The sequence below is a fragment of the Pseudoduganella sp. jia 12 genome (genome assembly GCF_055502675.1).
The window spans coordinates 196,526-212,030 of record NZ_JBUXKP010000006.1; the positions used below are offsets into that span (position 1 = coordinate 196,526).

At 64.7% G+C, this 15,505-nt stretch carries 15 protein-coding genes; 6 read left to right on the plus strand and 9 right to left on the minus strand.

Going from position 1 to position 15,505, the window contains the following annotated elements; genetic code table 11:
• Positions 1–491 precede the first annotated feature (491 nt).
• On the minus strand, positions 492–1,799 hold the full coding sequence (locus tag ACY65G_RS15165; RefSeq protein WP_464998154.1) for a hypothetical protein: 1,308 nt from the start codon (positions 1,797–1,799) through the stop codon (positions 492–494).
• Between the two features lie 103 nt (positions 1,800–1,902).
• Between ACY65G_RS15165 and ACY65G_RS15170 the strand changes: the two genes are divergently transcribed.
• The gene (locus ACY65G_RS15170; protein ID WP_371861247.1) at positions 1,903–2,412 is read left to right on the plus strand and encodes a YggT family protein; all 510 of its coding nucleotides are present in this window, start codon (positions 1,903–1,905) and stop codon (positions 2,410–2,412) included.
• Between the two features lie 331 nt (positions 2,413–2,743).
• Here ACY65G_RS15170 and ACY65G_RS15175 read toward each other — a convergent pair whose 3' ends face one another.
• From ACY65G_RS15175 to ACY65G_RS15210, 8 genes are all read right to left on the minus strand, one after another.
• Positions 2,744–3,679, minus strand: a complete 936-nt coding sequence (locus tag ACY65G_RS15175) for a carbohydrate kinase family protein (protein ID WP_464998155.1) — start codon at positions 3,677–3,679, stop codon at positions 2,744–2,746.
• Between the two features lie 37 nt (positions 3,680–3,716).
• The gene (locus ACY65G_RS15180) at positions 3,717–4,931 is read right to left on the minus strand and encodes a DUF3426 domain-containing protein (RefSeq protein WP_464998156.1); all 1,215 of its coding nucleotides are present in this window, start codon (positions 4,929–4,931) and stop codon (positions 3,717–3,719) included.
• A gap of 9 nt (positions 4,932–4,940) precedes the next feature.
• Positions 4,941–5,882 (minus strand): 50S ribosomal protein L11 methyltransferase, encoded by a 942-nt coding sequence (prmA, locus tag ACY65G_RS15185; RefSeq protein WP_464998157.1) that lies wholly within the window; start codon positions 5,880–5,882, stop codon positions 4,941–4,943.
• The gene (gene accC / locus ACY65G_RS15190) at positions 5,879–7,237 is read right to left on the minus strand and encodes an acetyl-CoA carboxylase biotin carboxylase subunit (protein WP_464998158.1); all 1,359 of its coding nucleotides are present in this window, start codon (positions 7,235–7,237) and stop codon (positions 5,879–5,881) included. The genes prmA and accC overlap by 4 nt, the downstream gene beginning before the upstream one ends.
• 131 nt (positions 7,238–7,368) lie before the next feature.
• Entirely contained in the window at positions 7,369–7,836 is a 468-nt protein-coding gene (gene accB, locus ACY65G_RS15195; RefSeq protein ID WP_464998159.1) for an acetyl-CoA carboxylase biotin carboxyl carrier protein, read from the minus strand.
• A gap of 115 nt (positions 7,837–7,951) precedes the next feature.
• Positions 7,952–8,389, minus strand: a complete 438-nt coding sequence (gene aroQ, locus ACY65G_RS15200) for a type II 3-dehydroquinate dehydratase (protein ID WP_464998160.1) — start codon at positions 8,387–8,389, stop codon at positions 7,952–7,954.
• A 128-nt stretch (positions 8,390–8,517) separates the two neighbouring features.
• The gene (locus ACY65G_RS15205) at positions 8,518–9,078 is read right to left on the minus strand and encodes a TlpA family protein disulfide reductase (protein WP_464998161.1); all 561 of its coding nucleotides are present in this window, start codon (positions 9,076–9,078) and stop codon (positions 8,518–8,520) included.
• Entirely contained in the window at positions 9,075–9,719 is a 645-nt protein-coding gene (locus ACY65G_RS15210) for a hypothetical protein (RefSeq protein ID WP_464998162.1), read from the minus strand. The genes ACY65G_RS15205 and ACY65G_RS15210 overlap by 4 nt, the downstream gene beginning before the upstream one ends.
• 89 nt (positions 9,720–9,808) lie before the next feature.
• On the opposite strand from ACY65G_RS15210, the gene mpl reads away from it, so the two are divergent.
• The 5 genes from mpl to ACY65G_RS15235 all read left to right on the plus strand — a co-directional run bounded on the left by mpl (position 9,809) and on the right by ACY65G_RS15235 (position 15,486).
• A complete protein-coding gene (mpl, locus tag ACY65G_RS15215; RefSeq protein ID WP_464998163.1) occupies positions 9,809–11,188 on the plus strand; it encodes a UDP-N-acetylmuramate:L-alanyl-gamma-D-glutamyl-meso-diaminopimelate ligase in 1,380 nt (459 codons plus the stop codon).
• 2 nt (positions 11,189–11,190) lie between these two features.
• On the plus strand, positions 11,191–11,793 hold the full coding sequence (locus tag ACY65G_RS15220) for a YqiA/YcfP family alpha/beta fold hydrolase (RefSeq protein WP_464998164.1): 603 nt from the start codon (positions 11,191–11,193) through the stop codon (positions 11,791–11,793).
• Positions 11,790–12,392 carry a chorismate--pyruvate lyase family protein gene (locus ACY65G_RS15225; protein ID WP_464998165.1) on the plus strand — a complete coding sequence of 201 codons (603 nt, stop codon included), beginning with the start codon at positions 11,790–11,792 and terminating at the stop codon, positions 12,390–12,392. The genes ACY65G_RS15220 and ACY65G_RS15225 overlap by 4 nt, the downstream gene beginning before the upstream one ends.
• A 2-nt stretch (positions 12,393–12,394) precedes the next feature.
• Positions 12,395–14,470 carry a ribonuclease catalytic domain-containing protein gene (locus tag ACY65G_RS15230; protein ID WP_464998166.1) on the plus strand — a complete coding sequence of 692 codons (2,076 nt, stop codon included), beginning with the start codon at positions 12,395–12,397 and terminating at the stop codon, positions 14,468–14,470.
• Positions 14,471–14,604: 134 nt separating this feature from the next.
• Positions 14,605–15,486 (plus strand): energy transducer TonB, encoded by an 882-nt coding sequence (locus tag ACY65G_RS15235; RefSeq protein ID WP_464998167.1) that lies wholly within the window; start codon positions 14,605–14,607, stop codon positions 15,484–15,486.
• Positions 15,487–15,505 lie beyond the last annotated feature (19 nt).

The following is a 15,505-nucleotide window of genomic DNA, read 5'->3' on the forward strand; positions in this document are numbered from 1 at the left end:
GGTTGCGCATCATTAAGGTTTTCGTGTACTTTACGAGCTTGAAAAGACCGGGATTTGCAAGCACTCTTTTTAGAGTGTGCCGCTCCGGCGAAAACCCAAGAACAACAGGACAAAAGTTCGCACAGATATGCACGACGACCACATGGTTATCTGGTATGCCGCCTCGCCTGAACATCGTCGGGCCGGGCGGTTTTTTCTTTGAGCGCCAGGAAACGATGTGAGCAAATGCTGGGTTCGGAGCTGAGTGCGCGCCCGACCCTGGAGACACGAAGAACAAGAATTCTCAGACCGGCGCCGCCCGCCCGTGCCAGGAGCACGAATGAAAGCGGTAGCGTCGATCGAATGGCTGAAGTGCTGCAGTCGTGAGGAGCTGCAGCAGTTCAGCCGGGTGCCAAATTCATTAGTGCAAACACCGCGATGCTTGTGCCGATGAATAATTCGCCCTGTGTACCGACGGGTATGCCGGACGGGTTTCAACTATGTGCGTAATTTCATCCCGGATGAAGGAGTAATAAAATGGCTACCGCCACCAAGAAAACCGATACGAAGAAGCCAGCCGCCGCCAAGGCCGCTGCCGCTCCGGCCAAGAAGGCCGCGACTGCGAAGTCGACCGAGAAGTCCGCCGCCGCCAAGCCGGCTGCGAAGAAAACCACCGCGGCTGCCAAGCCTGCTGCGGTGAAGAAGACCACGGCCGCGGCGAAACCTGCTGCAGCGAAGAAGACCACCGCGGCTGCGAAGCCGGCGGCAGCGAAGAAGACCACGGCAGCAGCAAAGCCGGCAGCAGCGAAGAAGTCCACGGCAGCAGCAAAGCCGGCTGCAGCGAAGAAGTCGGCGACCGCAACGAAGTCGACGGCAACCAAGTCCTCGGCAGCAAAGTCCACGGCAACCAAGTCGACGGCGGCGAAGTCCACCGCAGCGAAGTCCACCGCAGCGAAGAAGTCGACCACGGCAACCAAGTCCACCGCGGTAAAGAAATCGGCGGCAACCGCTGCCAAGCCGGCAGCCAAGAAAGCTGCAACCAAGACCGCCGCCGCCAAGCCGGCAGCCAAGAAAGCTGCAACCAAGACCGCCGCCGCCAAGCCGGCAGCCAAGAAGGCAGCGACCAAGACGGCCGCCGCCAAGCCTGCAGCCAAGAAGGCAGCGACCAAGACCGCCGCCGCCAAGCCGGCAGCCAAGAAGGCAGCGACCAAGACCGCCGCCGCCAAGCCTGCAGCCAAGAAGGCAGCAACCAAGACGGCCGCCGCCAAGCCTGCAGCCAAGAAGGCAGCGACCAAGACGGCCGCCGCCAAGCCTGCAGCCAAACAGGCTGCTACCAAGACCGCAGCCGCCAAGCCTGCAGCCAAGAAAGCCGCAACGAAGTCGGCAGCCGCCAAGCCGGCAGCTTCGGCAGCGAAGCCGGCAGCAAGCAAGTCCGCAGCCAAGCCAGCCGCCAAGCCAGCAGCCAAATCGGCCGCTAAACCAGCTGCTAAACCAGCCGCCAAAAAGGCCGCAGCAAAAAAGCCTGAGGCCGCGCCGGCTACCGCCCCGGCAGCGACTACGGCCGACAAGCCCGCGGAACAACCAGTAGCAAAGAAAGCCGCTGCGCCGAAGAAGGCGGCAGCGAAAAAGGATGGCGCAGCGAAGAAGGAAACGCCGGCTGCAGCACCGGCAGCGGCTCCGTCCGCCGCTACCGTGCCGTCGGCAAAGACGACGCTGGCACCGGCGGCCGCATGGCCGTTCCCGACCAGCACCCGTCCTTCCTGAGCGGCGATGGGCGGGCCGGCTCCGTGCCGGTACCCGTCCCGGTCGTCGATCTCCATCGGTCCCGTCGATACCTTTGACGGCCCGATGGGCGCGAATACCGCCGTGTGAGACAATCGCACGGCGGTTTTTTTATGGAGAATGCTCGTGCTTAGTATTGTGATGCTGATCGTCGATACCGTTGCCGTCCTGCTCGGCGGGGTGCTGCTGCTGCGGTTCTGGATGCAGGCGACTCGCGTGCGGCCGCCGTCGTCGGTGGCGCAATTTACCTTCCAGTTATCCGACTGGCTGGTGCGCCCGATGCGCCGCATCGTTCCCGGCGTGGGCGGCTACGACTGGGCCAGCCTGCTCGGCGCGTTCCTGATCGTGGTGCTGGCCACGTCGGTGCGCTGGTTCGCCGGCTATTCGTTCGACATCATCATGCTGATGGCGTTGCACCGCTTCCTGCAATGGATACTCTACGGTTTCATGATCCTGCTGGTGGTCGAGGCGATCTTCAGCTGGGTCAACCCGCACGCGCCGCTGGCGCCCTTCGTGCGCGCACTCAACGAGCCGATCCTGAAGCCCGTGCGCCGCGTGGTGCCGCTGGTGGGCAACCTCGACCTGTCGCTGCTGGTGGCGCTGGTGCTGCTGCAGATCGCGCAGCTCGTGCTGGATATGCTGTTCCGGTGAGGCTTTGCTGAGCCAATGAAAAAAGGCGCCGCGGCGCCTTTTTTTGTTTTTGGGGTAATGGGGGATGTCGAGAGAGCGTTCGCGTCGCAGGGGGCGTAGCAGGGGTTTCGAGGAGCATGCTCCTCGCCTGCGTAGCGGTGAACCCTTGCAAGGGTTCACTCCTTCCTGTCCCCACTTTTTGTTGTTTCTGCCGGCGTCATCGGAACGCCAGCAAAAACCGGGGTCAGTCCCCTTGGTTCAAGCTGACGGCGACGATCGAGGCTGACGACTGGCGGGGACAGACCCCTGCGGATCCAGCGCCACCCGCGACATCAAGCAGCCGGCAAGCTACTTAAAACCGGTACCCGAACGCCTGCTCGAACTTGTCCGCGATCTCTTCCGGTGTGAAGTGGTGGTTCTGCGCGCCCTTGTGGGCGATCTTGATGGCGCCCAGCAGGCTGGCCAGCCGGCCGGTGGTTTCCCAGCCCAGGTCGTGCGTCAGGCCGTACAGCAGGCCGGCGCGGTAGGCGTCGCCGCAGCCGGTCGGGTCCAGCACGGCCGCTTCCACGGCCGGGATGTCGATGCGCTTGCCTTCGGTATAGATCTCGGAACCCTTTTCGCCGCGCGTGACGATCAGCGCCTGCACGCGGGTCGCGATTTCTTCCAGCGCCAGGCCGGTGCGGTCCGTCAGCAGTTCGATTTCATAGTCGTTGCAGGTCACGTAGGTGGCCTGGTCGATGAACTTGACCAGCTGCTCGGGCGTGAACATGGGCAGTTGCTGGCCCGGGTCGAACACGAACGGGATGCCCAGGCGTGCCAGGTCCTCGGCGTGCTTCAGCATGCCCAGGTGGCCATCCGGGGAGATGATCGCGATGCGGGCCGGGCCGGCGGCTTCGATATCGTTCTCGTGCGCGAACGACATGGCGCCGGGGTGGAAGGCGTTGATCTGGTTGTTGTCCGAGTCGGCCGTGACGAAGCACTGGGCGTTGTACGCATCCTTCTTGATCAGGATGTTCTGCGTGCTGATGCCGAGCGTTTGCAGCCGCTCGAGGTAGGCCGCGCAATCCTGGCCCATCACGCCGACGATACGGGGATCGCCGCCGAGCAGTTTCAGGTTGTAGGCGATGTTGCCGGAGCAGCCGCCGAATTCGGTGCGCATCGTCGGCACCAGGAACGACACGTTCACCTTGTGCAGCTGGTCGGCCAGCAGCGTGTCGCCGAAGCGACCCTCGTATTGCATGATGATGTCGATGGCGAGCGAGCCGCAGATCAGGGAAGTCTGGTTCATGGGAGTAGGAGTCGATCCGGAAAAAATCAGGAAAAAATCAGGGATGGAAAATGGCGATGCGGTAGCCGGAGGCGCGCAGCCCGTCCAGCTTGAAATACAGTTTCACGGCCTGTTCGCTGCGTGGCCGGAAACCCTGCGCCATGGCGCCCTTGCCCAGGTAATCGCGTGGCGCGAACACGCGGCGCAGCACGGGCTTGTCGGCGCCATCGTTCAGCACCAGCTCGATGTGGGGCCATGCCTGCACGGAGCGCGACTGGTTGCGCAGCACGGTGACGAAACTGTACGTGTCCGGGGCCAGCGTTTGCAGCTCGCCTTCTTCGATCGCCAGCGCGTCGATCCGGCGCGGCAACTCGACCGCGCAGCCCAGCGGCGCGCACAGCGCCTGCAGCGCCGGCTTCATGGCCGGGTAGTCGGCGGCCAGGCCGTTGCGCAGCGTGAACACGGCCTGGCCCAGCAGCACCAGGGCCAGCAGCGGAATGCCGGCGATCATCGCCAGGCGGGTGTTGGAACGCGTGCGTTCGCGGCGCTCGGCCTGGCGCACGAATTCCGGCTCGTCGTCCAGCACATCGTCCGGCGCATCATGTTCGTCGGGCGTTGCCGCGGCGGTGCCGGCACCGGCCGCCAGCAGCGCGCTTTCCGGCGCCCCCGTCAGCAGGTCGGCGGCGGAGGCGTCGTCGGCGGCGCGTTCGGCAGCTTCGTTGGCCAGCCGGCCGGCGGTGCGGCCTGTGTCGTCCCGCGCTGCGGGCGCGGGAACGATCGGCTCCGGTTCGTCGTCGAAGTGATGCAGGTCGTCCAGCGCGACGGCCACGATGTGCTCCGACGGCATGTCGAACGCGGGTTCGCGGCGATGGGTATCGGCGGCGTGGGAGGCAAGTACCGGCGCGGGTGCCGGTTCGGGTTCCGATTCGGATTCCGATTCCGGTGCCGGCAGCGGACTCGCGGTTTCTTGCGGAACCGCAGCCGTTTCCGGGGGCTGGCCCTGCGGGTCCGGCCCCTGCGCGGGCATCAGGGTTTCGGGGAGTGCGGGCGCCTGCTCGACGGCTGTCGCCTGTTCATCCAGGTCCAGCTCGAGATCCAGCTTCGGCACGGCGGGCGGCGCCACAACCGGGGCGGCCGGTTCCAGCAACGCCGCGTTCCCGTCGAAGATTTCATTGCATGCGCCACAGCGCACGATGCCCCCACGCAGCTTCAACTGGTCCAGGGCGACCCGGAACACGGTATGGCAGTGGGGGCATTTCGTGGCGAGCGCCATGCGTTGCGATTACCCTTGGCGTGGAGGAGGGGCGGTATCGCTACCCTTGCGGCCGTAGAGTGCCACCCAGCCTTCGTGCTCGGCCCAGACGGACATCTTGATGAAGGGCGCATACGCGGCCGCCACTTCATCGGCCTGGCGCGCCAGCACGCCGGACAGCACCAGCGCGCCGCCGTCGGCCACGCGGCCGGACAGCATCGGCGCCATCAGCTTGAGCGGCGACGACAGGATGTTGGCGACGACGATGTCGAACTGCGCACCGGCATGGGCCGATTGCGCGAAGTCGTCCGGCACGAAGTATTCGATGTCCTCGACCTTGTTGCGCACGGCGTTGTCGCGTGCCGACTCGATCGCCTGCGGATCGATGTCCACGCCGGCCACCGGCGCGGCGCCCAGCTTGCGCGCCACCATCGCCAGGATGCCGGAGCCGCAACCGTAGTCGAGCACCGTCTTGCCCGGCGCCGGGTGGGCTTCCAGCCATTCCATGCACAGGCGGGTGGTCGGGTGGCTGCCGGTGCCGAAGGCCAGGCCCGGGTCGAGTTCCAGGATCAGCGCCGATGGATCCGGCGCTTCGTGCCAGCTCGGCACGACCCAGATGTTCTTGCCGATATGGATCGGGTCGAACTGCGATTGCGTGAGGCGCACCCAGTCCTCATCGGCCACGCTGCGCGTGGTGTAGGCCGGCAGGGCCTTCAGGCCGACAGCCTGGGCCGCGGCGGCCACGATGAACGAATGATCGGCATCGACGTCGGCCAGGGCCACCACGCGGCTGTGTTCCCACGCGGCTTCCTTCGGTTCCATGCCCGGCTCGCCGAACAGCGGCTGTTCCGCTTCCGTGCCTTCGTCCGCATCCTCGACGGAGACGGACAGCGCACCCGCTTCCATCAGCGCGTCGGACAGTGCCTCCGCGTGTTCGCGGGCGACTTCGATGACGATCTCGTTCCAGCTCATGAACCCGCCTTGGGCATTGCCGCCAGTTTCTGTTCCAGGTAGTGGATGTTCGTGCCGCCTTCGATGAAGCGGGCATCCACCATCAGCTCGCGGTGCAGCGGGATGTTGGTGAGGATGCCTTCGACCACCATTTCCGACAGCGCGATCTGCATGCGGCGGATCGCCTGCTCGCGGGTGGCGCCGTAGGTGATGACCTTGCCGATCATCGAATCGTAGTGCGGCGGTACATAGTAACCCGCATACGAATGGGAGTCGACGCGCACGCCCGGGCCGCCCGGCACATGCCATGAGGTGATGCGGCCCGGCGACGGCGTGAACTTGAACGGGTCTTCGGCGTTGATGCGGCATTCCAGCGCATGGCCGGACAGCATCACGTCGCGCTGGCGGAAGCGCAGGCGCTCGCCGCAGGCGATGCGGATCTGTTCCTGCACGATATCGATGCCGGTGATCATCTCGGTGACCGGGTGCTCGACCTGCACGCGGGTATTCATCTCGATGAAGTAGAACTCGCCGTTTTCATACAGGAATTCGAACGTGCCGGCGCCGCGGTAGCCGATCTTGCGGCACGCTTCGGCGCAGCGGTCGCCGATCTTCTCGATCAGCTTGCGCGGAATGCCGGGTGCCGGCGCTTCCTCGATCACCTTCTGGTGGCGGCGCTGCATGGAGCAGTCGCGCTCGCCCAGCCACACGGCGTTCTTGTGTTCGTCGGCCAGGATCTGGATTTCCACGTGGCGCGGATTTTCCAGGTACTTCTCCATATAGACTTCCGGATTGCCGAAGGCCGCGCCCGCTTCGCTCTTCGTCATCGTCACCGCATTGAGCAGCGCCGCTTCGGTATGCACCACGCGCATGCCGCGGCCGCCACCGCCGCCGGCCGCCTTGATGATGACCGGATAGCCGATCTTGCGGGCAATTTGCACGATCGCCTTGGGATCTTCCGGCAGCGCGCCTTCCGAACCCGGCACGCACGGCACGCCGGCCTTGATCATCGCCTGCTTGGCCGATACCTTGTCGCCCATCAGGCGAATCGAATCGGAACGGGGGCCGATGAAGACAAAGCCGGATTTTTCCACGCGTTCGGCGAAGTCGGCGTTCTCCGACAGGAAGCCATAGCCCGGGTGGATCGCCTCGGCATCGGTCACTTCGGCCGCGCTGATGATCGCGGGCATGTTCAGGTACGACAGGCTGGAAGCCGCCGGGCCGATGCAGACGGATTCATCGGCCAGCTTGACGTATTTCGCGTCCTTGTCCGCTTCGGAGTGCACGACGACCGTCTTGATGCCCATTTCGCGGCAGGCGCGCTGGATACGCAGCGCGATTTCACCACGGTTGGCAATGAGGATTTTTTCAAACATGGCTAGTTCTATCTTTGCGAACACCCGGACTTGCCGGGTGTTCTTGTAGAAGGGGGGCTTACTGGCGGCGGAGCCGCCGCACCGGCAGAGATTCGGTGAATATCGGCCGATGAAGGTTCAGCCAATGACGATCAGCCGATGATGAACAGCGGCTGGCCGAATTCCACCGGCTGGCCGTTTTCGACCAGGATCTGGGTAATCGTGCCCGACTTGTCGGTATCGATTTCGTTCAGCAGTTTCATCGCTTCGATGATGCACAGCGTATCGCCTTCCTTCACGGTCGCGCCCACTTCGACAAACGGCGCGCTGCCCGGCGAGGACGAACGGTAGAACGTGCCGACCATCGGCGACTTGACGACGTGGCCGGTCGGCTCGGCGGCGGCAGCCGGCACGGCCGGCGCGGCGGCGCTCGGTGCCGGCGCGGCGGTCGGGGCGAACTGGGTCGGGGCGCCAGCTTGCGGCATCATCACGACCTGGTTTTGCGGCAGGGCGGAGGACTTGACGATGCGTACCTTGCTCTCGCCTTCGGTCACTTCGAGTTCTGCAATATCCGATTCGGCAACCAAGTCAATCAACGTCTTGAGCTTGCGTAGATCCATCTGAGACTCCCGTCTAATCTTGTTTTGTGAATGTTGGCGCGGCTGCCAGTCTGGTTACCGATCACGGCTGCCAATATTACGCGATAACACCGTAATAAGGCGCAGATCGCGTAGATTAACTGCTTTTTAGTGCAAAGTCGATGGCAAAGCGGTACCCATCGGTGCCGAGTCCGCAAATCGTTCCCTTGGCAATCGCGCTGAGAAATGAGTGGTGGCGAAAGCTTTCGCGCTGATAAATATTCGATATATGGACTTCGACGAACGGTATCGCCACGCCGGCCAGCGCATCGCGCAGTGCCACGCTCGTGTGGGTATAACCGCCGGGATTGATGACAATGAAGTCCACCCCTTCGTCGCGCGCGGCATGGATGCGGTCGATCAGCGCACCTTCATGGTTGCTCTGGAAAACCGCCAGTTGCGCACCGGCCGCCGCGGCCTGGTCCCGCGCCGCCTGTTCCACCTGTGCCAGTGTCGTCGCCCCATAGATACCGGGCTCGCGGGTGCCCAACAGGTTCAGATTGGGGCCGTTCATCAGCAGCAGGTGTTTTGCCATGTCGTGACCTTAGTCCAACGAAAGTTCCGCATTTTGCCGCCTGACGCGACTATTTGGCAAGAAAAAAGAACTTGCCAGATAGTAAACGCAGTCGTTACCCGGGCGGGGGTGGCATGCGCCCGCGCCCGTCAGAGCGCGGCCAGGTCCTGGTGTAGCTGGTCGAACTTCAGCAGGCCCAGGTAGGTCTTTTTGACCTGCCCATCGGCGCCGATCAGCACCGTGAACGGCAAGCCGCCCTGGGTATTGCCGAACTGGCGCGACAGTTCCGTGCCGGCCACGCCATCCACGTAGAGCGGATAAGCGATCTGGAATTTCCGGGTGAATTCGGCGATGTTCGATGGCGAGTCGATGCCGATACCGATCACTTGCAAGTCCTTGTACTTGCCGCTGGCCTGCAGCGCGGACAGTTCCGGCATCTCCTTCACGCACGGCGCGCACCACGTGGCCCAGAAGTTCACCAGCAGCGGCTTGCCTTTCCATTGGGCCAGCGGCTGCTGTGTCCCCGCGGCATCGGCCATCGTGCGGGCCAGCAGGCCGTTCACCACGGCGCTGCCGGCAGCGGCCTGTTCGGGCGGGATGGTGGTGGTGATCGGGGGAGCGGGTTCTTTCTTGTTGATGCCGACCCAGGCGCCGACGGCGCCGAAAAGGATCGCGATGGCACCGCAGGCCAGCAGGTGGGATGTCTTCATTCGTTTCCGTATTCGGTATGTTCGGTGGCGATCAGGGCGCGCAGTTCGGCGATATCGGCGCGCGCGGGGCGATCGCCCGCTTTTTGTTTCTTTGCACCACGCAGGTCGTGCTGTTCGTAGAGTTCCGCGTGCACGCCTTCGCCGTGCCACAGGAAGCTCACGGTCTCGACCGGGTCATGGCGCGGCCCCTTGAAATGCTCGCTTTCCGAGATCTCTATATTGACGTTCTTATTCAGCAGGAAGATCTGCACCTCCTTCGCGCTGTCGGCGAACAGTTGCAGGCGGATGTCGTCGTGCTCGCCCGCGGTGCCGTTCAGCACCGCGCCGGTGAGGAACGGGTGGTAGTCTTCCAGCCGTTCCATCACTTCCAGCGCGATCGTGCGCAGTTTGTGCAGCCGGGCCGGCTGCGTTCCGGCATTGAACACGGCGTGATACTGGCGCACTTCCTCCTCGATCTGCGCGTCGTCCGGCAGCGCGTCCCGCAGGGCATTGGCCTGCGCATCGCCGAGGATGCGGCGGGCCGCCTTGCGCTTGGCGGTGCCGTAATCGGCGCCGTCCTGCGCAACCATCCGGGCCGCGGCGGCGGCGATTTCGGCGCGCAGCTGCGCAACCTGGTCGTTGGCTTCATGGTTCGGCATCATGGCCGGAATGATACTCTGAACCGGCCGAAGCCAGCGCGTCGGGTAAAATCGCGCCTTCGACCACGGAGCACGACGGAGCACGACAGACCATGCACATTCACATCCTCGGCATTTGCGGCACCTTCATGGGCGGCCTCGCGGTGCTCGCCAAGGAAGCCGGCCACAAGGTGACCGGCTGCGACGCCAACGTCTACCCGCCGATGAGCACCCAGCTGGAAGCCCAGGGCATCGAGCTGATCCAGGGTTTCGATGCCGAGCAGGTGAAGCTCGACCCGGATTTGTACGTGATCGGCAACGTGGTCTCCCGTGGCAATCCGCTGGTCGAGGAAATCCTGAACCGCAGCCTGCCCTATGTGTCGGGTCCGCAGTGGATCGGCGAACACATCCTGCGTAACAAGTGGGTGCTGGCGGTGGCCGGCACGCATGGCAAGACGACGACGTCGTCGATGCTGGCCTGGATTCTCGAGGATGCGGGCTACGCGCCGGGCTTCCTGATCGGTGGCGTGCCGATGAACTTCGGAATTTCGGCGCGGCTGTCCGCGCCCGGCAAGGAGTCCGACTTCTTCGTGATCGAGGCCGACGAATACGATACGGCGTTCTTCGACAAGCGCAGCAAGTTCGTGCACTACCACGCCAAGACGGCGATCCTGAACAACCTGGAATACGACCATGCCGACATCTTCCCGGATATCGGCGCCATCGAAACCCAGTTCCACCACCTGGTGCGCACGGTGCCGGGCATCGGCCGCGTGGTCGTCAATGGCGACGAAGAGTCGTTGCAGCGCGTGATCCGCCGCGGCTGCTGGAGCGAGAAGGAAACCTTCGGCAACGACGGCAACGCCAACTGGACGCTGAAGGAACACCCGGACGGCAGCTTCGACGTGCTCTTCAACGGCAAGTTCGAAGCGCTGATCAACTGGAAGCTCACAGGCCGCCACAACCGCTACAACGCGCTGGCCGCGATCGCCGCCGCGCGCAACGTGGGCGTGCCGATCGCCCAGGCCGCAAAATCGCTGGAAGCGTTCGAGAGCGTGAAGCGCCGGATGGAAGTGCGCGGCGTGGTCAATGGCGTGACGGTCTATGACGATTTCGCCCACCACCCGACCGCGATCGCCACCACGGTGGGCGGCCTGCGCCAGAAGCTGGGTGCCGACACGCGCATCCTCGCCGTGCTGGAGCCGCGTTCCAACACGATGAAGCTGGGCGCGATGAAGGATGCGCTGCCCGCCAGTCTGAAGGACGCCGATTTCGTGTTCGGCTTCGGCAGCGAGAAGTCGCTGGGCTGGAGCCTGGGGTCCACGCTCGCGCCGATGGGCTCGAAAGCTTCGGCATATGAGGACATCGACCTGATGGTGAAGGCCATCGTCGGCCAGGCGCGCCCGGGCGACCATGTGGTGGTCATGAGCAATGGCGGCTTTGGCGGCGTGCACGGCAAGCTGCTGGACGCACTGCAGGCACTGAAGGCCTGACCATGATTCCCGCAGGTAAGATCCTGTATCTGCACGGCTTCCGCTCGTCGCCGCTGTCGATGAAGGGGCGGCTGCTGGGCGAGCGGATGGCGCAGCTGGGCCGCGCGGCCGACTATGTGGCGCCGCAATTGCCGCCGTCGCCGAAGCTGGCGATGGAACAGGCCATGACGTTGGCCAATGAGCTCGTGCAAGGCGTGCCGGCCAATGAGCTGGCGATCATCGGCTCGTCGCTGGGCGGTTACTACGCCACGTGGATGGCCGAGCGGCTGGGCTGCCGCGCCGCGCTGCTGAACCCCGCCGTCACGCCGCTGGCCAGCCTGGAGAAATACGTGGGCATGACCACCATGTTCCACAGCGGCGAGCCGTTCGAGTTCAAGCGCGAGTACATCGCCGAGCTGGGGGAACTGGCGGTGCCGGCCATCACGCGGCCGGAACGCTATTACCTGATGGCCGCCACGGGCGACGAGGTGCTGGACTGGCGCGGCATGGTGGCCCATTATCCCGGCGCACGGCAGCACGTGATCGAGGGCTCCGACCATGGCATCGCCGAATTCGCGCAGTACGTGGACGAAGTGCTGGCCTGTTGCGGAATCGGGGCCGGATGAGGGAACGCTCGCTGCGCCGGGCCAACTGGCACCGGCACGTGCTGGCCGTGAATGCGCCGGCCGCGCTGGCGTGCTGGCTCACGTCCGGCGGCTCGCTGACGGCACGGCTGAAAGCCCATGCCGACACTTTCCGCGTGCAGGTGCTGGGCCAGCATCCGGCGCAGTGCCTGGCGGACGAGGCGGCCGCGCTCGGCCTGCACCGGGCAGGCAACGGGCGTGCCCGCTGCTGGGAACGGGAAGTGCTGCTGCGGTGTGATAATACGCCGGTGGTGTTCGCGCACACCGTGGTGCCGATGAGCGCGACGGCGGCCGACTGGCCGCTGTTTTCCGCGCTGGGCGAGCGGTCGCTGGGCACCACGCTGTTCGGCGATCCGATGGTGGCGCGCGGCCCGCTCGAGTATGCGCGGCTGCGCGCCAGCCACCCGCTGGCGCGGCGCGCCCGGGCCGCGCTGTCGGGCGAAGGTATCGCCGTTCCCGAAGAACAAATGCTGTATGCACGGCGCTGCCTTTACCGGCGTCGCCAGGGCACGCTGCTGGTGACCGAGGTGTTCCTGCCCCGGGTCGCCGCGCTGGTGCCGAAAACCCCCAACACGAGATGAACATGAATGTCTTTTTTGAAGAATCCGGCGATTTCAAGGTCGGACAAGTGCTGTCCACCGCCGGCGAGGCTTACCAGGTGGAGATGGCCAGCGGCAAGCGCAGCAAGGTAAAGGCCAAGGACGTGCTGCTGCAGTACGAGAAGCCGGCACCGGAGGAGCTGCTAGAACAGGCGCGCGCGGTGGCTGCCGATGTCGACCTGGATTTCCTGTGGGAGGTGGCGGGCCAGGAGGAATTCGGTTTCGCGGAACTGGGCGCCGAGTACTTCGGCCATGCGCCGCTGCCCGCCGAGGCGGCGGGGCTGATCCTGGCGCTGCACACGGCGCCCGTGTATTTCCACAAGAAGGGCCGCGGGCGCTACAAGGCCGCGCCCGAGCAGACGTTGAAGGCGGCACTGGCCGGCATCGAGAAGAAAAAGCAGCAGGCGATCGTCCAGCAGGGCTACGTGGACGAGCTGAAGGCGAACAAGCTGCCGGAATCGATGGCCGGCATCGTGCACCAGCTGCTGTTCAAGCCGGACAAGAACACGATCGAATACAAGGCGCTGGAAGCGGCCTGCAATGAATTGCACACCTCGCCGGCGCGCCTGATGCTGGCCGTGGGCGGCATCGGGTCGGCCAAGGACCTGCACATGGCGAAGTTCCTGTTCGAGTCGTTCCCGCGCGGACATGGTTTCCCGGAGGTGGCGGTGCCGAAGCCGCCGGCCAACCTGCCGGTGGCCGACGTGGAAGCCTTCTCGATCGACGACGTGACCACCACCGAGATCGACGATGCGATCTCGATCGTCCACCTGGACGGCGGCAAGGTGCGCATCGGCATCCACATCGCCGCGCCGGGGCTGGCGATCCGCCCGGACGATGCGATCGACAAGATCGCGCGCGCGCGGCTGTCCACCGTCTATATGCCGGGCGACAAGATCACGATGCTGCCGGATGCCGTCGTCGACGCCTACACGCTGGCCGAGGGCAAGACGTGCCCGGCACTATCGCTGTATGCCACGCTGGACATGGCCGACTGGAGTGTAGTCTCGACCGAGACGCGCGCCGAAATGGTGCCGATCGCGAACAACCTGCGCCATAACGACCTCGACGACGTGGTGAATGAGGAAACCCTCGCCAGCGGTGAGGGCGATTATCCGCGCAAGGCCGAACTGACCTTGCTGTGGGGCTGGGCGCAGCACCTGGAAGCGGGCCGCATGGCCAAGCGCGAGGCGTTCGGCCTGCGGCCGGAGCAGAACAACCGCGTCGACTTCAATTTCTATGTCGAGGACGACGTGGTCACGATCACGCGCCGCAAGCGCGGCGCGCCGCTGGACAAGATCGTGGCCGAGCTGATGATCTTCGCCAACAGCACGTGGGGCAAGCTGATGCACGACCATGGCGTGCCGGGCATCTACCGCAGCCAGGGCCGCGGCGTGGGCGGCTGGAACGCCAAGATGCAGGTGCGCATGCTGACGCACGCCGCGCCGCACGAAGGCCTCGGCGTCGACCAGTATGCATGGAGCACGTCGCCGCTGCGCCGTTACACCGACCTCGTCAACCAGTGGCAGATCCTGGCCGTGGCCGAGAAGGGCGTGATGGCGCCGCTCGTCGCGCCGTTCAAGCACAAGGATGCGAACCTGTTCGCGATCGTGTCCGCGTTCGACGCCGCGTACGCCGCCTATGCCGACTTCCAGGCCGATATGGAACGCTACTGGTGCCTGCGCTGGCTGGGCCAGGAGGACAAGCACCAGGTCGATGCCGTGGTGCTGAAGGACGAAGTGCTGCGCCTGACCGACATCCCGCTGGTGATCCGCCTGTCCGGCATGCCGTCCGCCCCGCGCGGCGCCGCCGTCAAGCTGGACGTGATCCGCTGGGACGAAGTCGACCTGTCGATCGAAACGCGCCTGCTGGAAATCGAGCAGGCCGCCCCGGCCGCCGTCGATTTCGAGGAAGAAGAGGAAGAGGAAAAGGCACTGGTCGGCGAAACGGTGCCGGACCTGGTGCCCGACCCCGACCAGCCCGCCGACGAGAAGGTGGAAGTGGCCGAGGCTGCCGACGCAGTGGACGACACTGCGGCACCGCCGTCCACGAACCCGTAAAAGTTTCCCGGAAAATGGGGTACGTCCCCATTTTTCAGGCAATGTTTCTCGGAAAATGGGGTACGTCCCCATTTTTGCGGCAACCTTTCGCGAGTAGAATGGTGCATTTCGCCGACGCTTTTCCTTTCCTCCGCGTGAAGTATTTACAAGAAAACCGGTTCCTCGCAATCGCCCTGGCCGTGTCGGTGCTCGCGCATGCGGCTTTGCTGGCGGTGCGGTTCGTGGCGCCGCAGGAGTTCAAGCCGCCGCCCACCGATCCGGCGCTGGAAGTCATCCTCGTCAATGCCAAGCACGCCAACCGGCCGCTGAAGGCCGAGGCACTGGCGCAGGCGAACCTGGATGGCGGCGGCATGGCCGACCAGGGGCGGTCGAAGTCGCCGCTGCCGGACATGCGCCGGGTGGCCGATGGCGACAGCATCGAGGCGTCGCGCCGCCGCATCGAACAGCTCGAGGAAATGCAGAAGAAGCTGCTGACGCAGGTAAAGACCACGCCCTATCGCGCCGCGCCCGTTACCGAGAACGCCAAGCCCGATCCCACGTCCACCGGCGCCGAGCTGATGGAAAGCAGCAAGGCCATCGCGCGCATGGCGGCCGAGATCGCGCAAACGATCGAAGACCAGAACAAGCGCCCGCGCCGCACCTACATCACGCCCAGCACGCAGCAGGTGGGCTACGCGATGTACTACAAGACCTTCCAGCGCAAGGTGGAGGAAGTCGGCACGCTGAACTTCCCGCAGCAGAACGGCCGCAAGCTGTATGGCGAGCTGGTGCTGTCGATTCCGATCTTCCAGGATGGTACGCTGTATACGAAAGAGGGCGGCATCACGGTGCAGACCAGTTCCGGCAACCGCGCGCTGGACGACGCGGCGATCGCGATCGTGCGCCGTTCGGCGCCGTTCGGCAAGTTCCCGCCGAACATGCTGTCGAACGACCGCGACGACCTGTGGGTCATCATCACCCGCTTCAAGTTCACCCGCGAACAGAAACTCGAAGCCATCCTTGGCGGAGCAAAATAAGAATATGGACAACCACAGC